General features: G+C 59.7%; 27 protein-coding genes and 3 tRNA genes. 16 read left to right on the top strand and 14 right to left on the bottom strand.

Annotated elements, in window-relative coordinates:
• Positions 1–6 precede the first annotated feature (6 nt).
• The 4 genes from MNR02_RS08880 to MNR02_RS08865 form a co-directional block, all read right to left on the bottom strand.
• The gene (locus tag MNR02_RS08880) at positions 7–1,272 is read right to left on the bottom strand and encodes an OmpP1/FadL family transporter (protein ID WP_241946557.1); all 1,266 of its coding nucleotides are present in this window, start codon (positions 1,270–1,272) and stop codon (positions 7–9) included.
• Between the two features lie 345 nt (positions 1,273–1,617).
• Positions 1,618–4,545 (bottom strand): valine--tRNA ligase, encoded by a 2,928-nt coding sequence (locus MNR02_RS08875; protein WP_241946556.1) that lies wholly within the window; start codon positions 4,543–4,545, stop codon positions 1,618–1,620.
• A gap of 139 nt (positions 4,546–4,684) precedes the next feature.
• Entirely contained in the window at positions 4,685–5,470 is a 786-nt protein-coding gene (locus tag MNR02_RS08870; RefSeq protein WP_241946555.1) for a PopZ family protein, read from the bottom strand.
• A 240-nt stretch (positions 5,471–5,710) separates the two neighbouring features.
• Entirely contained in the window at positions 5,711–6,361 is a 651-nt protein-coding gene (locus tag MNR02_RS08865) for a protein-L-isoaspartate O-methyltransferase (RefSeq protein WP_241948847.1), read from the bottom strand.
• A gap of 318 nt (positions 6,362–6,679) precedes the next feature.
• On the opposite strand from MNR02_RS08865, the gene exbB reads away from it, so the two are divergent.
• Positions 6,680–7,654, top strand: coding sequence for a tonB-system energizer ExbB (gene exbB, locus MNR02_RS08860; protein ID WP_371746742.1), 975 nt, complete (start codon positions 6,680–6,682; stop codon positions 7,652–7,654).
• Positions 7,655–7,658: 4 nt separating this feature from the next.
• Positions 7,659–8,087, top strand: coding sequence for a TonB system transport protein ExbD (gene exbD, locus MNR02_RS08855; RefSeq protein WP_241595687.1), 429 nt, complete (start codon positions 7,659–7,661; stop codon positions 8,085–8,087).
• A 66-nt stretch (positions 8,088–8,153) separates the two neighbouring features.
• On the opposite strand, the gene MNR02_RS08850 is transcribed toward exbD, so the two are convergent.
• Both MNR02_RS08850 and MNR02_RS08845 read right to left on the bottom strand, forming a co-directional pair.
• Positions 8,154–8,648 (bottom strand): ferritin-like domain-containing protein, encoded by a 495-nt coding sequence (locus MNR02_RS08850; protein ID WP_241595684.1) that lies wholly within the window; start codon positions 8,646–8,648, stop codon positions 8,154–8,156.
• 120 nt (positions 8,649–8,768) lie between these two features.
• Positions 8,769–8,842, bottom strand: a tRNA-Cys gene (locus MNR02_RS08845).
• A 280-nt stretch (positions 8,843–9,122) separates the two neighbouring features.
• Here MNR02_RS08845 and MNR02_RS08840 point away from each other — a divergent pair.
• The gene (locus tag MNR02_RS08840; protein WP_241595682.1) at positions 9,123–9,446 is read left to right on the top strand and encodes an RcnB family protein; all 324 of its coding nucleotides are present in this window, start codon (positions 9,123–9,125) and stop codon (positions 9,444–9,446) included.
• 55 nt (positions 9,447–9,501) lie between these two features.
• Here the strand turns inward: MNR02_RS08840 and MNR02_RS08835 are convergent, their stop codons facing one another.
• A complete protein-coding gene (locus tag MNR02_RS08835; RefSeq protein WP_241946553.1) occupies positions 9,502–9,981 on the bottom strand; it encodes a DUF2938 domain-containing protein in 480 nt (159 codons plus the stop codon).
• A 55-nt stretch (positions 9,982–10,036) separates the two neighbouring features.
• Positions 10,037–10,330 carry a hypothetical protein gene (locus MNR02_RS08830; protein WP_241595678.1) on the bottom strand — a complete coding sequence of 98 codons (294 nt, stop codon included), beginning with the start codon at positions 10,328–10,330 and terminating at the stop codon, positions 10,037–10,039.
• 164 nt (positions 10,331–10,494) lie between these two features.
• On the opposite strand from MNR02_RS08830, the gene MNR02_RS08825 reads away from it, so the two are divergent.
• Positions 10,495–10,569: transfer RNA gene (locus MNR02_RS08825), tRNA-Asn, on the top strand.
• Between the two features lie 111 nt (positions 10,570–10,680).
• On the opposite strand, the gene MNR02_RS08820 is transcribed toward MNR02_RS08825, so the two are convergent.
• Positions 10,681–10,872, bottom strand: coding sequence for a DUF2934 domain-containing protein (locus MNR02_RS08820; protein ID WP_241946552.1), 192 nt, complete (start codon positions 10,870–10,872; stop codon positions 10,681–10,683).
• A 362-nt stretch (positions 10,873–11,234) separates the two neighbouring features.
• Here MNR02_RS08820 and MNR02_RS08815 point away from each other — a divergent pair, with 362 nt between their 5' ends.
• A complete protein-coding gene (locus MNR02_RS08815; protein ID WP_241946551.1) occupies positions 11,235–11,468 on the top strand; it encodes a hypothetical protein in 234 nt (77 codons plus the stop codon).
• A gap of 338 nt (positions 11,469–11,806) precedes the next feature.
• Here MNR02_RS08815 and MNR02_RS08810 read toward each other — a convergent pair.
• From MNR02_RS08810 to MNR02_RS08795, 4 genes are all read right to left on the bottom strand, one after another.
• Positions 11,807–11,883: transfer RNA gene (locus MNR02_RS08810), tRNA-OTHER, on the bottom strand.
• 6 nt (positions 11,884–11,889) lie between these two features.
• Positions 11,890–12,165 carry a hypothetical protein gene (locus tag MNR02_RS08805; protein WP_241946550.1) on the bottom strand — a complete coding sequence of 92 codons (276 nt, stop codon included), beginning with the start codon at positions 12,163–12,165 and terminating at the stop codon, positions 11,890–11,892.
• Complete coding sequence (locus MNR02_RS08800) at positions 12,162–12,395, bottom strand: hypothetical protein (RefSeq protein ID WP_241946549.1); 234 nt, start codon at positions 12,393–12,395, stop codon at positions 12,162–12,164. The genes MNR02_RS08805 and MNR02_RS08800 overlap by 4 nt, the downstream gene beginning before the upstream one ends.
• The gene (locus tag MNR02_RS08795) at positions 12,392–12,739 is read right to left on the bottom strand and encodes a hypothetical protein (RefSeq protein ID WP_241946548.1); all 348 of its coding nucleotides are present in this window, start codon (positions 12,737–12,739) and stop codon (positions 12,392–12,394) included. Before MNR02_RS08795 ends, MNR02_RS08800 begins: the two co-directional genes overlap by 4 nt.
• 93 nt (positions 12,740–12,832) lie before the next feature.
• Here MNR02_RS08795 and MNR02_RS08790 point away from each other — a divergent pair, with 93 nt between their 5' ends.
• From MNR02_RS08790 to MNR02_RS08775, 4 genes are all read left to right on the top strand, one after another.
• A complete protein-coding gene (locus MNR02_RS08790) occupies positions 12,833–13,063 on the top strand; it encodes a helix-turn-helix transcriptional regulator (protein WP_241946547.1) in 231 nt (76 codons plus the stop codon).
• A gap of 59 nt (positions 13,064–13,122) precedes the next feature.
• Entirely contained in the window at positions 13,123–13,617 is a 495-nt protein-coding gene (locus MNR02_RS08785; protein WP_241946546.1) for a ferritin-like domain-containing protein, read from the top strand.
• Positions 13,618–14,330: 713 nt separating this feature from the next.
• A complete protein-coding gene (locus MNR02_RS08780) occupies positions 14,331–15,338 on the top strand; it encodes a tyrosine-type recombinase/integrase (RefSeq protein ID WP_241946545.1) in 1,008 nt (335 codons plus the stop codon).
• Complete coding sequence (locus tag MNR02_RS08775) at positions 15,335–15,871, top strand: hypothetical protein (RefSeq protein WP_241946544.1); 537 nt, start codon at positions 15,335–15,337, stop codon at positions 15,869–15,871. The genes MNR02_RS08780 and MNR02_RS08775 overlap by 4 nt, the downstream gene beginning before the upstream one ends.
• 15 nt (positions 15,872–15,886) lie before the next feature.
• Here MNR02_RS08775 and MNR02_RS08770 read toward each other — a convergent pair whose 3' ends face one another.
• Positions 15,887–16,063, bottom strand: a complete 177-nt coding sequence (locus tag MNR02_RS08770; RefSeq protein ID WP_241946543.1) for a hypothetical protein — start codon at positions 16,061–16,063, stop codon at positions 15,887–15,889.
• Between the two features lie 171 nt (positions 16,064–16,234).
• Here MNR02_RS08770 and MNR02_RS08765 point away from each other — a divergent pair, with 171 nt between their 5' ends.
• The 7 genes from MNR02_RS08765 to MNR02_RS08735 all read left to right on the top strand — a co-directional run bounded on the left by MNR02_RS08765 (position 16,235) and on the right by MNR02_RS08735 (position 19,374).
• Positions 16,235–16,402, top strand: coding sequence for a hypothetical protein (locus MNR02_RS08765; protein WP_241946542.1), 168 nt, complete (start codon positions 16,235–16,237; stop codon positions 16,400–16,402).
• Positions 16,399–16,578 (top strand): hypothetical protein, encoded by a 180-nt coding sequence (locus tag MNR02_RS08760; protein ID WP_241946541.1) that lies wholly within the window; start codon positions 16,399–16,401, stop codon positions 16,576–16,578. The genes MNR02_RS08765 and MNR02_RS08760 overlap by 4 nt, the downstream gene beginning before the upstream one ends.
• Positions 16,575–16,781 (top strand): hypothetical protein, encoded by a 207-nt coding sequence (locus MNR02_RS08755; protein WP_241946540.1) that lies wholly within the window; start codon positions 16,575–16,577, stop codon positions 16,779–16,781. The genes MNR02_RS08760 and MNR02_RS08755 overlap by 4 nt, the downstream gene beginning before the upstream one ends.
• Positions 16,782–16,829: 48 nt before the next feature.
• On the top strand, positions 16,830–18,047 hold the full coding sequence (locus MNR02_RS08750) for a DUF6161 domain-containing protein (RefSeq protein ID WP_241946539.1): 1,218 nt from the start codon (positions 16,830–16,832) through the stop codon (positions 18,045–18,047).
• Positions 18,048–18,185: 138 nt separating this feature from the next.
• Positions 18,186–18,353 carry a hypothetical protein gene (locus tag MNR02_RS08745; RefSeq protein ID WP_241946538.1) on the top strand — a complete coding sequence of 56 codons (168 nt, stop codon included), beginning with the start codon at positions 18,186–18,188 and terminating at the stop codon, positions 18,351–18,353.
• A 15-nt stretch (positions 18,354–18,368) separates the two neighbouring features.
• On the top strand, positions 18,369–18,893 hold the full coding sequence (locus MNR02_RS08740; protein WP_241946537.1) for a hypothetical protein: 525 nt from the start codon (positions 18,369–18,371) through the stop codon (positions 18,891–18,893).
• Positions 18,894–19,149: 256 nt separating this feature from the next.
• Positions 19,150–19,374, top strand: coding sequence for a hypothetical protein (locus MNR02_RS08735; RefSeq protein WP_241946536.1), 225 nt, complete (start codon positions 19,150–19,152; stop codon positions 19,372–19,374).
• The last annotated feature ends 9 nt before the right edge of the window (positions 19,375–19,383 follow it).

Below are 19,383 nucleotides of genomic sequence, written 5' to 3'. Positions count from 1 at the left end.
CTTAGATCAGAACTTGACCTTGAGGGAGGTCGAGATGGCGGAAACCAGGTCGTTGTCGAAATCGTAGGATGCGCGCTGGCCGTAAGGCCGGCCGTCTTTGACGATTTGACGGGAAGAACCGCTGGTCAGAACCCCGAGGGCGCCGCTAAGGCGAAGCTCGATATTCTCCGTCGGGGTATAGGAAACGCCCGCGCCGAGCGTCCAGGTATCCGTATGCGTGCCAATTCCGGTGCTGACACCGCGATCCCATGTCAGGCTGGCCGCACCGCTCCACTGCTCATTGAACTTGTGTCCAACACCACCCGAAATCGTCCAGCCGTCACGGTACATGAGATCAAGCGAGGTGAGTTCATTCGAAGGGTTGGTTGGAGTTCTGGTGGAGCATCCAGCGCTACGAAGCGCCGTTGGGCAGAACGGGAGGCTCTGCAGCTGACTCCAGTCCGTCCACTTGACAGAGCCGAAGACCAGCCAACCTGGAGCGACGCCGGTCTGGAACTTGAGTTCAAGCGAGTCAGGCATGCTCGCGGAGCCGAAGACCGAATGCGTTAAACCTGTAATCCCGGGGCTCACGCCCCCTGGAACCTGGGTCAGGTCGAGCGTGCCGGTGATGTTATCGAGATCAACGGCACTATTATAGACTAAGCTGGTACGCAGGGCGTATTCTTCGATTTCATAAGCGATGCCAGCGCGCCAACCCCAGCCATCGCCTTTCAGCCCGAGATGACCGACACCACTGATCGATGCCCCTGTCGGCATCTCGAATACAAGACGATCCTGAAAGCCGGAGACCTCCTGATAGAAGCCACCACCAATGATGCGCAACTGGCCGGGTCCGACATCGAAAGAGTACGAGCACGTCGTCGCATAATTGTTGCTTTTGATCTTCGTCTCGATGTTTTCATTCGCACCGACCCAGTTTCGACCCTGATTAAGGTGCGCGCCCCAAGGCTGCGAATAGTCGAACATGCAGTCTACTGCCTCACCAAGGCCGGCCTTGAACCCGATCCGTGGAACCCAATATCCTTCCGTGGCGCGGATGCCATTGCTTGGACGACCGGTGTCTATACCGTCGGCGGATTCCGTATCCTGCACATTGTTCAGCTTGCGCTGCGGATTGACGTAGGTCACGGACGAATCGATGACGTAGTCCGAAGGATCGAACAGGAGGTCGATATTGTAGCCGCCCCGTTCAAGGCCGCCTGCCTGTGCGGATGTGGCCGCCAAAAGCGTGGCGGCTGTCATGGCCCCGAGACCGAAATTCTTCTTACGCATGCGCTCCTCCCCTGCGAATAGCGACGTGCCGAAAGTGCCCCTCGCACACGCCTGTCCATCAAGACTATCGAAGACGACATCCGACTTGGCAAACCCCAGTTTTTCGCGGTGTTTTCCAGCGCAGGTCGCAAAATTACGTAAGTTTTTTCTGAAGCCCCTCAACATACGAGGCCCGCGGAAAATCTTTCCAAGAATCACTTAATAATTCCTGAAATTGAGATGGCGGTTTCCATTGAGAGGCGCGATGTCACATTTTTGATACAGCGGGGCTTTTGTGCCCCGCCCTCAAATACAAAACCGCGCCGAAAGGTTTCGGCGCGGTTTCGCAGGTTAGGCAATCGGGAATCAGCCGGCTTCGCTGACCCGCGAAAGCGCCAAGGCAAGGCTGGCGAGTTGCTGCTCGAGTTCCGCAAAGCGCTCCCGCTCCGCTTCCACGAGTTCCGGCTTGGCATTCGCGACGAACTTTTCGTTCGAAAGCTTGCTTTCGATACGTGTGGCCTCTGCCTTCGCCTTGTCGATTGCTTTTTCGAGGCGGGCTTTTTCCACTGCGAGATCGATCAGGCTGCCGAGCGGCAGGCAGGCCGTGGCCTCGCCGACGACGATCTGGGCCGCACCCTTCGGAGCCGTATCCTCGAGCCGGATTTCTGAAACGCGTGCGAGACGGCGGATGGCCGAATCGTGCGTGACCAGCCGGCCCTTCGTCTGCGCACTGGTGCCGACCATGACGAGCGGCGCCGTCGCACTCGGCGGCACGTTCATTTCTGCCCGCACCGAACGGATACCGGAAACGAGATCCACCAGCCAGTTGATCTCGTCGGCAGCGGATTCGTCGGCATAGGCGGGAGCCGGCCAGTCCGCATGGCAGATGAGACCGTCGCGGCTCTTACCCTCGCCGGCGGTGTGCGCCCATAGTTCCTCCGTCATGAACGGCATGAACGGATGGAGCAGTTTGTAGATCTCCTCCAGAACATAGGCGGCGCAGGCCTGGGATTCGGCCTTGGCCGCCGCGTCCTCGCCACCGAAGACGGGCTTCAGCAGTTCGAGATACCAGTCGCAGAACTGGTTCCAGACAAAGCGATAAAGCGAACTTGCCGCATCGTTGAAGCGGTAGGTCTCGATCGCCTCGGTGACATCCCGCGCCGTGCGGGCGAGCTCCGTCAGAATCCAGCGGTTGATGGTGAGCGATGCGGTCTCCGGCACGAACTTCGGGTCGCTCGCCACGCCGTTCATCTCGGCGAAGCGCGTGGCGTTCCAGAGCTTGGTGCCGAAATTGCGGTAGCCGGCGATCCGGGCCGGGTCGAGCTTCACATCGCGCCCCTGCGCCGCCATGATGGCAAGCGTGAAGCGCAGCGCATCCGCACCGTATTCATCGATCAGTTCGAGCGGGTCGATGACGTTGCCTTTCGACTTCGACATCTTCTGCCCGTTCTTGTCGCGCACGAGGGCGTGAACATAGACCGTGTGGAACGGCTCGACCGGGTTGCCGGCCCCGTCCTTCATGAAATGCAGGCCCATCATCATCATGCGGGCAACCCAGAAGAAGATGATGTCGAAACCAGTGACGAGAACATCGGTCTGGTAGTACTTTTCCAGTTCCTTCGTCTGTTCCGGCCAGCCGAGCGTCGAAAACGGCCAGAGCGCGGAAGAGAACCAGGTGTCTAGCACATCCTCGTCCCGCGTCAGGATCTCGCCCGGCGCGAAATTCTCCAGCTTTTCCTCGACCCACGCCTTCCACGGCCCTTCATGGGCAATGTAGTGCTGGATGGCAGCGTGAAGCGCCTCTTCTTCGGTCTTTTCGACGAAGACCTGGCCGTCCGGGCCGTACCAGGCCGGGATCTGGTGACCCCACCAGAGCTGGCGCGAAATGCACCACGGCTCGATGTTTTCCATCCAGTCGAAATAGGTCTTTTCCCAATTCTTTGGAACGAAGTTGGTGCGCCCCTCGCGGACGGACGCAATGGCCGGCTCCGCCAGCGTCTTGGCGTCGGCGAACCACTGGTCTGTCAGCATCGGCTCGATGACGACGCCGGAGCGGTCGCCGAAGGGCTGCATGATCTTCTTGTTCTCGACATAGGGAATGTCGTTGCCTTCGGCATCCTTCACGGTGACCGCAAGCCCCTCGGCATTGATCGCATCGACGATGCGCTTGCGCGCTTCGTAGCGGTCCAGGCCGCGATACTCGTCGGGAACGAGGTTGATGTCATCAACCTCGGCCTCGGTGGGAACCGCACCCGTGCGCGCAATGTCCAGCGCCTGCGCCGCATAGACGGCATAGGGTTCGCCATCGGCGCGCATGTCCGCGCGGGTATCCATCAGGCGATACAGCGGAATGTTGTTGCGGCGGGCAACCTGATAGTCATTGAAGTCGTGCGCGCCGGTGATCTTGACCGCACCCGAGCCGAAATCCTTTTCCGGATATTCGTCCGTGATGATGGGTATCAGACGGCGATGTTCCTTCGGACCGACCGGGATCTCGCAGAGCTTGCCGACGATCGGCGCATAGCGTTCATCCGTCGGATGAACCGCGACGGCGCCGTCACCCAGCATGGTTTCGGGGCGCGTCGTGGCAATGGAGATATAGTCGCGCTGTTCCTGGAAGACGACGTTACCATCGGCGTCCTTCTCGACATAGGTATAGGTCGCCCCGTCGGCCAGCGGGTACTTGAAGTGCCACATATGCCCGTCGACTTCCTTGTTCTCGACCTCAAGGTCGGAAATCGCCGTCTCGAACTTGGGATCCCAGTTGACCAGACGCTTGCCGCGATAGATCAGGCCTTCCTTGTAAAGCGAAACGAAGACCTCGCGAACGGCTTCCGACAGGCCCTCATCCATGGTGAAGCGCTCACGCGACCAGTCGCAGGAGGCGCCGAGGCGCTTCAACTGGTTGAAGATCAGCCCGCCGGATTCCGCCTTCCATTCCCAGACCTTCTCAATGAAGGCCTCGCGGCCCATCTCGCGACGGCCCGGCAGCTTTTCGGCGGCGAGCTTGCGCTCGACAACCATCTGGGTCGCGATACCGGCATGGTCCATGCCCGGCTGCCACAACACGTCCTTGCCGCGCATACGCTCGAAGCGGACCATGATGTCCTGGAGCGTGTTGTTCAGCGCATGGCCCATATGCAGTGAGCCCGTCACGTTCGGCGGCGGGATAACGATGGTGAAGGTCTCGGCGCCGGGCTCGGCGCCCTCACCGGCGCGGAAGGCATCCGCGTCTTCCCATGCCTTGGCAATGCGCGGCTCGACCGCTGCGGAATCGTAATTTTTCTCAAGCATTTTCGTGCGTGGCCTGCTGTTTATCGGTGAAGTTTGTAAACCGGATGGCCGGCATGAAGTCAACAATATCAGAAGAAAAGCCGCCCCGGGGGTCCGGTGCGGCTCAAATCGTATCCTGTTTCGGAAGCGGCGTCTTCGATCAGCGGCGAGAGCCGCGCGCCACCCGCTCGATTTCCTCGCGCACGAGACGCTCCACCAGCGTCGGCAGGTTGTCATCCAGCCATTCCTGGAGCATCGGGCGCAGCATGTCCTCGGCAATCTCGTCGAAGGAGCGGCGCGGGCCGGCATCGACGGCCTGCGCAAGAGCGCCGAAGGACAGCGCCACACGTTCGCCGACAGCCGGCGACACCAGCGCTGCAATGTCCCTGTTGACCTCGGTCGGGGCGGCCTCTTCCTGCTGGACCGGCTGCACGTCAGGGGTCTCGATCGGAGCCGGCTGAGGGTCGGATACCAGCGCGAGTGCCGGTTCAACGACGGGCTCCATGCGGGCAACAGGCTCTTCGGCGGACGGAAGCCGGCCGGCGCCTGCGGACATGCGGCTCGTGACCAGCGGGTTCTCCTCACGGGAGACAGGCGACGGAACGACCGGTTCGCTTTCGACTGGCTCGCGGTGCGCAGCGACGTGACGCTCGGAGGCGGCACGAACACGGGCGGCGACGTCGGCCAGAGAAAGCGCCGGCTGTGCAGGTTCGCTGTGACGAATCACGGGCTCGACCGGAGCCGGCCGCGGCTCTTCCATCCTGAAGCGCTCGATCATGGCGGGATGTTCCGGCAGCGCGGAATGGCTTTCCGTCGTGATGTCGAAACCGTCGTCCTGTGCATCGGGAGCGAGATCCGGCTGGGCCTCGTTGTTCTCGATGATCTTGCGGATGGACGCCAGGATTTCATCCATGGACGGTTCACGCGCTACATTTGGCTGAGCCATTTTTTTCCCCGTTCTCTCGCGGCGGGCGCGACGCACAAGACGTGGCATGCCGGACCTGCTGAAGACCCTAGGCGAGTTCACAGACGAACTAAATCGCCGCGAATCATGTGTCACCAGTGATGCACAGATTTGTTTACCCTGCCAAGGCCGTGGCCCGCGCAATGCCTTGCGGCCCGGCAAAAGAAAGAGCCCGCGGCGGTTGCTGCGGGCTCCTCGAATCTTGTTCCGGAAAGGGTCTCGTCAGAAAACGAAATCCTTGGCCTTGCGGAAGCCGGGCAGCGGCTTGACTGCCGTATTGAAGGCATAGCGTTCGGAAACGCGACCGCCTTCCTTGATATAGAGGCGAGCTTGCGAAGCATTACCATAGCCTTCCACGACGACGAGGCGGCCACCGTCGCGCAACTGCGCGAAAAGCGCTTCCGGCACGAATTCGACAGCGCCGTGCACGAAGATCACGTCATAGGGTGCTTCAGCCGCATGGCCGGCCTCGAGATCGCCGGCAACGACGGCGACATTGTCATAGCCGAGACGCGCGAGCGTTTCCGTCGCGGTCGCGGCAAGTTCCGCATCGCTTTCGAGGGCCACGACGGAGCTGCCAAGCAGCGACAGGATCGCCGAGGCGTAACCCGTGCCGCAGCCCACTTCCAGCACCACATCGCTTGCCGCGATCTCGGCGAGCTGAATAAGCTTGGCGAGAGGCGACGGCTCCATCAGATAGCGGCCGGCCGTCAGCTGAATGTCGTTGTCGATATAGGCGAGCGGCTTTGCAGCCGCGGGCACGAACTCCTCGCGCGCAACGGTCAGGAAGGCGTCAAGCACTTCGTGCGACGTCACATCCGTCGTACGGATCTGGTTGTCCACCATCTTCGTGCGCGCTGCTTTGTAGTCAATCATCTCTAGCCCTTGAAGTGAGACGGCGTGAACCGGCGCAAAGGCCCGGTCCGGTGCCGGATGCATCGCAGTTCTCTTAGTGCGCTTTCGGGCCGGGTGTCCAGTGGCGCAAGGAGATTGCGCGCAAAAACCGCGACGTTTCCCGAGTGCACCCTCAGGGTTTGGATTGCGGCGGGTTATCATGAACAAAACAGTCAACATATTATTGCTTCAAGCACCGGAAATGTCGTATTGGACACTCATGTTTTACGGCGCCTGCGCCGTGCCCTCGCCCTTCCCGGGCTCTTGAACTTGAAGACGCAAGAGGAATACGCCGTGCTGAAACGGTCTCGACTGCTATTCGCGATCATCCTGATGGCGATCACCGCCCCGCATATCGTTCTGGCGCAGGCACAGACCCCGACGGTCCAGACGGAAGGCCAGCCGGAGGCCGGCCAGAGCGAAGGCTCCACGCCGGCGGTTACAACGCAAACCACCTCACAACCGGCGACAACAGATAATTCGGTCGAGGCCGCCACCGAACTCGACGCGCTCGATGCAGACGAGGCGGCGGATGACGAGCGACAGGCCGGCCTGCCGCACGATCTGTCGCCCTGGGGCATGTTCATGGCGGCGGATATCGTGGTGAAGGGCGTGATGCTCGGCCTTGCCTTCGCCTCCGTCGTCACCTGGACTGTGCTGCTTGTGAAACTGGCCGAACTCGGTGCAGCTCAGCGCTCGGCAAGCCTTGCCGTTCGCGAACTTGTCGCCGCACGTGGCCTCGTTGATGGCGAAGCGGCCGTCGGGCGCGGCATCGTCGGCCGCATGACGCAGGCGGCACGCGCGGAAATGAGCGCGTCGGAAGGCGTTCTCGACCATGTCTCCGACGGCGGCGTGAAGGAGCGCATCGCGTCGCGTCTCTCCCGCATGGAAATCCATGCCGGCCGCAGCATCGCCAAGGGAACGGGCCTGCTTGCGACCATCGGTTCGACGGCCCCCTTCGTCGGCCTGTTCGGCACGGTCTGGGGCATCATGAACTCCTTCATCGGAATCTCGAAGGCGCAGACCACGAACCTCGCCATCGTAGCGCCCGGCATTGCCGAGGCACTGCTGGCGACCGCCATCGGCCTTGTCGCCGCTATCCCGGCCGTTGTGATCTACAACTTCCTCGCCCGCGCCATCACCGGCTATCGCCAGAAGCTGGGCGACGCCTCGGCCGCGATCGAACGGCTTGCCAGCCGCGATCTCGATGTGCGCCGCGCCCACCGCCAGCACGCCCAGCGCGCCGCAGGCACCATCGCGAAGGTCGGGTAACGTCATGGCCAGCAAGATCAAGGAAGGCGGCGGCGACGACCTCGAGGAGAACAGCGAAATCAACGTGACGCCATTCATCGACGTCATGCTCGTGCTGCTCATCATCTTCATGGTCGCGGCCCCGCTGGCCACCGTCGATATCAATGTCGACCTGCCCTCCTCCGTCGCCCAGCCGACACCGCGGGAAGACAAGCCGGTCTTCATGACACTGAAGAAGGACCTCACGGTCTCCATCGGCAACGGCGAGATCGCGCGGGATAATTTCGGTCCCGAACTCGATGCGGTGACCGAAGCCAACAAGGATACGCGCATCCTGCTGCGCGCCGACAAGAGCGTAGACTATGGCAGCGTCATGGATGTGATGAACCTGCTGCGCGCGGCGGGCTACGGCAAGATCGCCCTAGTCGGCCTGGAAGGCGCTGCGGCGCAGTAAACGCATGAGAGGCACGCCCAGCGGCGTGCCTCTCATAAATACTACCTTGATCTACCACTTAACCGTTCAGGCGGCCTTGGCTTTTGCCGTCGTCTTGTTGATGGCGGTGACGGCAAGGTTGGTGAGCTTGTTGTTCGTCGCTTTTTCCTGGTCGAGGATTTCGCTCAGGATCTTGTGCGCCTCGTCATGGCCGAGGTCCTTGGCCCATTCCCTCAGCGACCCGTACCGGGCGATCTCGTAATGCTCCACGGCTTGGCACGCGGCCAGCAGTCCGGCATCGAGCGCGGTGCCCTTGGCGTCCTTCATGAGACCGTCGGCCTCCTTGATCAGCCCTTCGATGGCATCACACTTCTCGCCGGATGCCGTCTTGCCGATCGATTTGAAGACCTGCTCCAGCTTCTTGATCTGCTCCTTGGTTTCCGCAAGATGGTCCTCGGCGGCCTTGCGAAGCTCCGCGCTTCCCGCGGCCTTGGCCACCTTTGGCAAAGCCTTGGTGATGGCATTCTCAGCGTAGTAGACGTCCTGCAGCGTATGTTCGAAAATGTCGGACAGCGATTTCATGGGGTCTCTCCTTTGAGGTAATGACCCGAAGAAAATCCATCGACCGGGGAAACGTTCCGGCCCGTCGGCAAAATAGGTCGCACGACGACCGTCACCTATCGATACATTTGGGGAAGAGAGTGGAGGCCTCGCCCGGAATCGAACCGGGGTGCAAGGATTTGCAGTCCTCTGCGTAACCACTCCGCCACGAGGCCGTCCGTTTGCTATAAAGCGAGTGGTGCCGGGCGTTTAGAACGAATTGAGAGTGCGCGCAAGGGGCTTCGCTGCGATTGTCTTGCTTTTTTCATTGAGACGGCTCCTGGAGCCGTCGCGGCAGGACGTGGCTGCCCTGCCCGGCTTGACGCTGCCAATGTAGCGAATGAAAAAGACCAATCTAATATATTGTTTTCCTTACAGGAATGTAATGTTTGCATTCAGTTTTCGTTCATCCTGTCCGCAATAGGGTCTCCTCATCAACAACGAGGAAACGTTCACATGAAGCTCTTCACCCGCACTCTTCTCGCCGCCGTCGCCCTGTCCTTCGCGGCCGCACCGATGGCGCAGGCGCAGCAGCATGGCCATGATCGCAAGCCGGGCTATTCCTCCTCCTGGAAGAAGAACGACTACAAGAAGAAGCGGCACCACTGGAGCAAGGGCCAGCGCTATTCCGACTGGAAGCGCCGTCCTCCCGTGCGTGACTACCACCGCCACGGTCTGCGCAAGCCCGGTCGCGGCCAGCAGTGGGTGAAGGTCGACAACACCTATCTTCTGCTGAGCGTCGCATCAGGCCTGATTCTCGGCGTCGCCGCAGCCCGGTAAGAGTAATAAGACAAAACGCCACCGTAGCCCTCGGCCGCGGTGGCGTTTTGACGTTTCAGCGCAAAAACAGCGCCGTTGTATAAAGCCCCAGTCCGAAGACCGTATGGGCGAGCAGGTTGAAGATCCGCACCGTGTTGGCATTCGGCAGCCTCGAAGCGGCAACGCCGATGCCGAGGCCCGGCTGCAATAGGAACCACCCCGCAGCCACCGTGACGACGCCCCAGATCCACGCCGGCAGGAACGTCGGCGCGGCAAGCCAAGTCGGCCCGACAATCAGCACGAGCATCACGCCGTAAAGGATACCGACGGCATAATGGCCGATCCATCCCAGTGCCAGCTCGTGTTCATAAGGCGCAGATCGACCTATATCGTCGTGAAAGACGGTTCCGTTCTTCAGATGCCAGAACCAGCGCCCGACGGGCGTCCAATTGGGCCGCGGCTGGCGAAAGACCTTCCACAGCAGGATCGCCCATATATCCATCAGGAGCGTGGCGCCCGTCCCGATCAGGACACCCTTCAAAAGCAATTCCATCATTTCCCCCATCACGAACCAGCTTCGCGTTTAGAGCAGGTTCGTATGGGAGAGGCAATCAAGGCTGCCGGCGGCCGTCACGTCGCATCTTTCGTGTCGCCCACCACACGGCGAGGCGGCGGCGCTGCCGGCGCACGAAATGGGAATCATGGGAAAGCACGAGCAGGCCGAGCGGCAGCATCCAGAATCCGAGCACCGGCAGGAAGCCCAGCAGGCCGCCAATCATCAAAAGCACACCGATAAGCGTGCGTAGCCAGCGTGATTCCGGCAATTTGATCCTGAGCGAACCGATGACGATCTGCCGTGTCCTGGGATCGATCCCGAAATGCATGTTGGATTTTCGCACGGACATTCACGGCTCATTTTCTTGTAAAGCCCGGAATATCAGGGCTCTTCCTCACCCCAGTTGGAGACTTCTCCACAATCAATCAAGCCCATTGCATTTTTTTGTCAAAAAGCGCTTGGCAAATCGATCAGGCGTTTGTATTACGCGCTCACTCCGCAGCGAGCGGATGATCCCTGGTAGCTCAGCGGTAGAGCATTCGACTGTTAATCGACAGGTCGCCGGTTCGAATCCGGCCCGGGGAGCCAGATTGAAAAGTAAGCGCCCGTTATCGTTGAGAAATCCGATAACGGGCGTTTCTTTCCCCACAAATCCTCCCCACTTTTGAAATCAAGCAGGGTTGATAGTGGAGTCGAACCTCAGTGAGGGTTAACGGCCGCGGCCAGGCCAACTACCTCTGTTTTGTCCTCGGCAACAGATTCGTCCGCCTCTTCATCGATTTCCCGCTCAGCCTGAAGCCAGTGACCGAGACTGCGGCCATCGAGCGACCCTTCTTTCTGCCAGAGCTCAAATGCCCTCGCTTTGATCCGGCGTTCTCTCTCATCGATCATGGCGATCACCTGAGGCCGAAGAAGGACAGAATAGCGACCACGATGACGACAAGCCCGACGATGTAGATAATCTGGTTCATGGTGAGTCTCCTGTTAGGGAGACGCAACGCTGGCGCCCTGAAGATGTTCCTGGCAAAACCGCCCGCCCGGTGTCCGGATGGGTAGAGCCGTGTTCCGAGACGTAGTCGTGCAGGCGCTTCTCGAAGAACCGAGCGGTTAGCTCGATACGCGTGGCAATAGAAGTTGCGTGGCCAAGTCCTCCGAGGCGATAAGCAGATGTTCCGCGTGTCGGCGACAGCGGACTTGAAGGTTCGCGGATAGCGAGATAATTTGTTGGCCGCAATAAACTTCAGGAGGTATGTATGGGGTACTTCTCTTCCAAAACCGCCTTCGAACCAGATGAGCTTGGAGCGCTGAAGCAAGTTTTTGACGAGATCACATCTCAGCCATGGTTCGACGCCTCTGAGGAAAACAAGCAAAGCTTTGCGCGGTATCTTTTCGAGACTTTCCCCGCCGGGCATTTGAATCCGGATAAGCACAGGTCGATTATCGAAGCGTCGGCTCGGATGTTTTACACACGCGACGAAGCGCCTTGAGTTTAAACAGGTAGTCGAGGCGACGGCGGGCAGACGCGGCTGGCCTGTCCCGATATGGAAGCGGCGTTGCGGATGGTAGGGTAACGTGTCCCCAAAACTGGGGACACCCCATAACTGGATTTTCAGTTCTTCTTAAAAATCAGCCGAATGATTTCAGGCGGTTGGGGCAGCAGTCCGCGCAGATGCCGCAAAGGAAGAACCGCCCGCTCCGTGGTATGAAGCGAGCGGCGTTGGGTGATCGGCCGCAATGGGCAATGAAATGGCCAGCGGGCAACGCATGTCTAGGCGTTGTTATCCGGGTGGTGCGGCGGATATGCCCCGCTGGCCTTCTGGTGACTTGGAGCCCCTGGCGAGATTCGAACTCGCATCATCCGTTACCGCTATCGGGCTAGAAGTCCCGCGCGGGTACAGGGGCGAAGGATCAGAAGCTCCCGTCTATGTATCGAACGGGACGAGAGTTATGGCGCTGCTCGGCAGGCGCCGAGCGCTTCGGCGGTTCTGCCGGAAAGCGGATGCTCTCGACGTTATCCTTGAGCCACTGCTCGCTGACCGTAAGGAGCCGCCTGCCATCGTCCATCAGATCGACGCCGGGAAGCTCAGGCCAGAACTTGCCGGCCGTGAAGGTCGTCCCGTTCTTCAGGCGGACGATCGTGCCGGGCTCGTACAGGTCGAGGTAGGTCATAGGGGTCGGGGTCATTGCACTGTGTCTCCCCAGAGATTGCCGAATCCCTGCTCGATAAGACCGTCGTAGTCGGCGATCCCCCTCTCAGCGGGGTCGTCTTCACGCTCGTCGTCGCCTTCGGCGTCGTTGCTGCCGTAAGGATTATAGCCCAGCGAGGGCTCAAGGTCCGGATCGCCGTCAGCGGCATCCAGGAGGGCGATCAGCACGTCGATGGCCTTCTCGATTTTGTGGCGCTGAATGTTCATGCCGCCACCTCGCCCTCAATGTCCAGACCGACCAGCGCGCGGTACATGTCGACGGCCTCGCAACCGCATTCCTCAATCCGGATGACGCGCAGCGCATTGAGGTCGGCCATTGTCAGGCGAACCAGATGCGGGTTGCCATCATAACAGACGACGTCGAAATCATTGCCGCGGATATCGAGGATCAGCAGCGGCCAGTTCTGATCGTCCATCTTCACAAAAGTCACGTTGTCGCCGACGCGGAAGCGCGCCGGATTCGGGCCGCGAACGTGCGCCAGATAGCGGGCGATGGTCTTCGGGTTGTTTCCGTTCTTTAACGAACTGTTAGGTACGTTCTGCTTCGGCATGGCGGCCTCCGTTGCGTCTGTTCTGAAATCGGTATACCGTACTGATATCCGAACATTATCGGTACGTCAACAGGAAATCGGTACGGTGTCACGATGAATGCAGTTCAGTGCAAAATGGCGCGCGCCGCGCTGGGTCTCGGCGTGAGAGAATTAGCAAAGCTCGCTGAAGTGTCCGTCGATACCGTGTCCCGCCTCGAGCGCGGCGAGGAGCTTATGCCCCGCACCATCACCGCCATCCAGGCTGCCCTTACCGAGGCCGGCGTGATCTTCATCGACCAGAACGGCAACGGTCCTGGCGTGCGCCTCAGGGATCGGCAGCCTTAACGGAACTATGGCCAGCAATGCGCATTATCTCCCCGCCATTCGACACCGAGGAGATCATCATGAAAAATCTGGCTGATATTTTCGAGCACACACTGCAGGACGTCTACTATGCGGAGAACGCGATCACCAAGGCGCTACCGAAGGTCGCCAAGGCAGCGAAGAGCGCCGAGTTGAAGAAGGCGGCCGAAGAGCACCTTGCGGAGACCAAGGACCAGATCAAAAAGTTGGAACAGGTCTTCAAATCGATCGGCAAGAAGGCTTCCGGCGAGAAGTGCGATGCCATCGAGGGCCTGATCAAAGAAGCCGACGGCCTCATGGAAGAGGCTGAGGGAACCGCTCTTGATGCCGGCCTTCTCGCAGCTTGTCAGGCTGTCGAGCACTACGAGATTGCGCGCTATGGCTCGCTTCGTGAATGGGCGAAGGATCTCGGCCACGACGAGGCGCACAAGCTCCTCAGCGAGATCCTCGACCAGGAGAAGGCGACGAACAACAAGCTGACGAACCTCGCCGTGACGGCGATCAACAAAACGACGGCCGCTAAGAAGGCTGCCTGACATTTCCGTCTCTGGAATCAGTAAAGCCGGCCAATAGGCCGGCTTTTTTTAATCCGCGCTTGAAGGTGGTTGACTAGGGCCGGCAGCGATTTATCCTCCAACTGCGGCCTCACTACCCGCATTACCACGAAGAGGAGACCTGACAACGCGGTCGGCATCCGTGCCGGCGGCAAGCCTCCTAACGTGGATTTGGTGACGATATGGATGAAGCACCCACCTTACTCGATCAAGTTATTACCCCGACTGAGGCAGCGCGGAGAATTCAAGCCTCAAGTGGTGTCGCGGTTTCGGCTCGAACTATCTGGGAGAAGGCGCGGCGGATCGGAATAGCCAAGAAGCTCGGCAGGGATTGCTTCCTGCTTATTTCGGACCTCCCGAAGCTTATGGAGCCAGAGAGCGCTCCGAGAGGTAAAAGACGCGGACGTATCGACAGCACCGCCGCTGTCATTCGCTTACTGCGGTCGAAGAAATGACCGATAATCCCCGTCTCATCAGCCGCGCAGAGGCGGCCGCATACTGCGGCATCACGCCGACATGCTTTTCGATGTGGGTGGCCAGTCATATAATGCCACCGTCAATCCCAGGCATGCGGAAGTGGGAGAAGCGAGCGATCGACGCTAAGCTCGACGAGATCAGCGGGTTGGGCGCGAATGACAACGAAGACCCATATGAGAAGTGGATGAAGGAAAATGCGGGCTCCTCTTAAGGGCCTGATGAAGGTCAAAAAGACCTTAGCCAGCGGCAAGACCATCTACTACTGCTACGCGTGGCGAAAAGGGCCGCTTTTAAAGAACAAGAAGGGCGAGCCGATGCAGCCGGGTGACGTCGGCCTGCAAGCAGCGTTCGACGCAGCGCACGACAGACTACGCTACCCGAACCCCGAGACGCTCCACGGGCTGATCACTAGCTATCTCCGTTCGTCGGAGTTCCGATCTAAACGGCCTCAGACAAGGCGCCATTACACGGGGTATCTGGACATAATCCGCGACGAATTCGGTTCTCTGACGTTCGGCGACCTGGAGGCCATGCAAACTCGCGGACGATTTAAGTCCTGGCGCGATACCATGGCCGACACCCCACGAAAGGCGGACTTCGCCTGGAGCGTCCTTTCGCGCGTTCTCTCCTTCGGAAAGGACCGCGGGATGCTTTCCCGCAATATTGCAGAACGCGGTGGCCGTCTCTACCGGGCCGATCGGCGAGAGAGCATTTGGACAGACGCCGATATCGCGGCTTTCAATGCCGTCGCCGGACAAGAACTTCGCTTAGCCCTTCTGCTCGCCTTGTGGACTGGCCAGCGCAAGGGCGATCTATTGGCGCTGAAGTGGGCAGCCTATGACGGCGCCAGCTTCCGATTAAAACAGAGCAAGACCGGCAGGCGGGTCGCAATACCCGCCTCGAGTGCTGTCCGCGCTGCGCTGGAGACGATCCCCCGGCCGTGCCCGGCTGTGCTCTGCAACTCAAGGGGAAAGCCTTGGACGGAGGCCGGATTCAACACCAGCTGGCGCAAGGCAATCACGGCCTCTGGTGTAGAAGGACTGACATTCCATGACCTCAGGGGGACGACCGTGACCCGTCTGGCGCTCGCTGGGTGTTCGATCGCGGAAATCGGCGCGATCACTGGTCATTCTCCGAAAGACATCGACGCCATCCTTCACGCCCACTACCTCGGCGGCCAGCGGGAGTTGGCGGCGCAGGCGATGAACAAGTGGGAACATCGATGACCGACCTACTCTCGAAGCTCCCGCTTTTCGCCACTGACCGGGAGATCGCCGTAGCGGTCGTCGGAAAGGAGCGCGCTGCGATGTATGTGAAGGTGGTCATCCCCATGCTCGAGCGGCAGGGCTTCCCTAGAATCGACCCGCTACACGATGGCAGACCAACACTGTTAGTTCGCCGGTTCTACGACGGCTATCTCGGAATCACGGCCGGTTTTCAGGTGGCCGCTCCGGATGGCGAGGACAAACTCAGCGAATGGAAGGGGCGGCAGCAGCGTCGAAATGAACGCAGACCCCAACTGGGCCTGAACGCTCGATGCCTCGGCGCGCTTCGTTACATGGTGGAACATCCCGACGTCCGGACGAGTGTCGAAGTACCACGCGCAACGGATTTCACGATGAAGGAGCTGGCCGGAAAAGGCGCGCTCAAGGAAGGCAGCAAGGACCCCCATGGCGATCGGACATGGACCGTAACGGACGCCGGCCGGGAAGAGATGGCGCGTGTCAATGACTGGCACGGTGGGAGGCGTCGGTTGTAGGCGCCGAGCACCACCTCACATGCCGTCTGATTTCCCCCAGCCCAACTCACGGCACAGCGCTTCCCCGGCGCTCACCGCCTGTTTCTGGGTCTTGAAAGGGCCCGGAAAATAATGTGGTTGCCCGCGGAATTCAACCAAGATGCCCTTATTTAGAACGTCATAAACAATTTGCATCCCAGTTTCATACTTCATGAGATCACCTCTATCCCTCAATTCGGCCGGCAGCGTGATAGCACCAAAGCAATCAGCCCGTTAACCCAAAGAATTGACGATATTCAAGCAACCGGTGTCGGCGCAGGCCGCAACCTCCTTGACACCGGCACATCCGAATGAGAACATATAGAGAACACAACGGAGGTCGTCATGCAAACAGATGCCATCGAGAAGGCTCTCGAAACCATCGCTGCCAGCCGCGCGCTGCGTGAGCGCCAACTGGCGAACCGCGCTGAGCTCCAGCGAAAGGCAGCGGCGTCGGCGAAACCCCTGTACGTCCTCAGGTCCAAGCGCCAGCTGGAGCTCCGACTTCAGTGAAGCCCGAACTGCGCAACGACAAGGATGAGGCTTTTCAGGTGCTTGCCCTGCACGAATGGGACGCGCTGGAGGCCATTCGCACTGTGCTCGCTGAGCGGGATGCAATCGAAGAGCGCCTGCGCATTGCCACCATCGCTATGGGGCGCGGGTGGCCGCAGGTGCGAAGCGGAAGTTGACGACCGACCTGGGTCGTGCCACCGTTGAGTTGCAAAGGGAGAACCGGATGAGCAATGATTATGTTAGGATCGGCATCAACAACGTTTTGCAGTCAGAGGTGCGCGATATCAAGAAGGCATTGAGTGATGGTGACATCGCCAAGGCCGCGAAGAAGGTGGATGAGCTTGAGAAGAAACTGCGTAGTTTAACAGCGTTCCTCTAGGGACAGTAATCTGTGAGCGTTCATTTTCGGACCCGTTGAGGAGCTCAAATGCCGGTGGAGACGAAGGGTGACGGTTTCCCGATCACATTGAAGGCACCTTCCCAAAGGTTTTCCAAGCGGTTCAACTCAGAAGAAGAAGTGCGTCGATGGTTGCAATCCGAGATCGCTTGGTGGGAAGAGCGAGGGGCTCAAACACTTAATCCCTACTTCCCCGACGCGCGGCATCAGTTGCAGTTCCTCCCGTTACTCACGACCAATATCTTACAGGAGGCGATGAGGGAGACACCGGGCCGTTCCGCCTTGGAATTCGTTGAGTCACGCGGTGTTGTAATCTCGCAGGGCCGGCAGGGCATTTTGCTGTCGAAAATCTATGACGAGCAGCCGCAGTTGTATCCAGGTGCACTTATGTGCCTTTCTGCGTCAGTGTTGAATTTGAAGGTCGGTAATCTGGCCGCGCATCTCATCAATTTACACATCCCTTCGTCCGTTCTCATGTCTGGTTTGGGAGCCGTGTTGACTGCGGTCGCAGAGGATCGGACCAGCACTGCCGAAAGGAAGATGTTCGACGAACTAGTGGCTCGGACGCAGATGGCAGCAGAAGAGAGCGAAAGCCAACGTATTCAGATCGATGAGCTTTACGAGTTCTCCAAGAACCGGTTCGATTTGGAGCACGATGCGCAAATACAGGTAGGTGAGAAGACGGCAGACCATTTTCGTGCCATGTTGCAGTCGGAGCTTGATTTCTCCAAGGCGCGAGTTGCCGAACTCGAAGAGCAGGTCCGTGACCGCCTAGTGCTTGAAGCGCCCACAAAGTACTGGACAGAGAAAGCTAAATCCCATCGCACCACCGCTATTTGGTTTGGTGTAATCTTCGTCCTCGCGCTTGCGGGCGGCGTGTACTGGCTGACTCACTGGGGCGTCGGCCTCGTCAGCGAAGCCTACCAGACCATAGTCGGCGAGCGTGAGAACCCCGGTCTACTGGCGCTTGTGCCACTGGCCTTCATAACGCTCCCGACACTTGCCTTCGCTTGGCTCCTTCGCCACGTCAGTCGCATCATTGTACAGAACCTGTCCCTGCAAGCCGATGCTCAGCTGCGTGGGACCATTGCCACCACCTATAGCGCCCTGGTCCACGAACAGAGTGGCACAACGCCGGAGTTGGCGATCGCATTGAATGCCCTCTTCCGGCCGGTAGACGGTAGCGGTCATGCTGAGATCGCACCGCCTAACGTGAAAGACATCATTGAGATGGGTAAGTCTGGCTAAAGCCATTGACAGCCGCCCGAAGCGGAACATAATAGGAACATAAGCCTAAGAAACCCGCCAGACCGGTTGGAAATGCCTGCTGTGGCATAGACACAGGAGAACGACGACGTGCGCCCACTCGAAACGCGACCTGAAACTATGAGCGCCATTGATGAAGCCCTCGCCTGGCACAACGGCGATGCCCGCGCAGCAATCGCTTTCCTTATTGCGGACTGCGCCTATCTCCGCTGGCAGCTCGATCTCGCTGGCCGGGCCATGGGCGCCGGCTTCACCCGGGGCTGGCGGCCGCGGGCGGATCGCGACTGACCTTCGGCCGCTCCGATGCGCTACAAGAAGACACCTCCGCCCAGAGATACGAGCCCAACGAATGGAAAGCTAGGCGGCCCGAAGACGACGGATGGCCTTCCCGACGAGGACAACTATGAAATCCAGGTATGGGAGAGCGAGAACGGGAAGTTCCTGGGATACGCCGTGAAGACGGCCATCAGCGGCGTGGTTGTAGATGCTTGGAAGCAGGCGATCGAGAAGTATCCGGGCAAGTACCTCGCCCAGACGAACGGCAATTATCTCATTCGTGATGTCGTCGCCCCGAGCGGGATACCCGATAAATCGGGGTGGGCCAGCGCCCAGCAAGTGACGCTTGCAGAACTACCACAATGGTACGGGCTGATCGCCCGCTGTTCTTGCGGGTATCGGGCGGAGGTCGATCGCTATGATCAGAAGCTGAAAAAGTGGTTTGGACACCCACTTCAGACCGTCGCGGAAAAGCTTTCATGCCGGGCATGCAGGCAGGCCGGAAGAACTGGCATGAAGATCGAAATCGGCATTTTCAAGCTGGCGAGGTGACCCGGTGTCTAGACTCGCATACACCGCCGACATGGCTACAGAGCACACAGACACTCACCCGCACGCTCCCGATGAGCATTACTGCGAGCACACCGGCTGCGATGAGTGGGGCGGCTACGGCATGGCCCGCTCCAGAGGCGAGCCCGTCCGCTGGTGGTGCTGGCCGCACTACCCGTACAAAGAGCCGGGTTCGGTCCGCACCGGTGGAGCCTTGCCGAACGCCTGAGCCGCCCTATCTCCTCGATCGGAGGCGGCCATGGACATTCGGGGACCTAGCTCAAGCGAGCGTGATGAAGACCGTTTCCTGCTCTGCGAGCAGGCATTGGAAACGGCATTTCAGGAATTGGTTTGGCGTGCAATTCGAGCGGGATGGGATGAGGGCGAGACCTGCGTGGCTCTTGCTTCCTTGGCGGACCATCATATCCTGTCGATGCGGTATAACGAGGAGGTGGCTGCCTCCATCCACAAGCTCAAGCTCTAGGCCGAGGGA

The organism is Shinella sp. H4-D48 (assembly GCF_022637395.1).
In the GTDB taxonomy this organism is placed as follows: Bacteria; Pseudomonadota; Alphaproteobacteria; order Rhizobiales; family Rhizobiaceae; genus Shinella; species Shinella sedimenti.
Note: the sequence above shows the minus strand (reverse complement) of the source record. Positions and strands in the feature narration are given on the sequence as shown.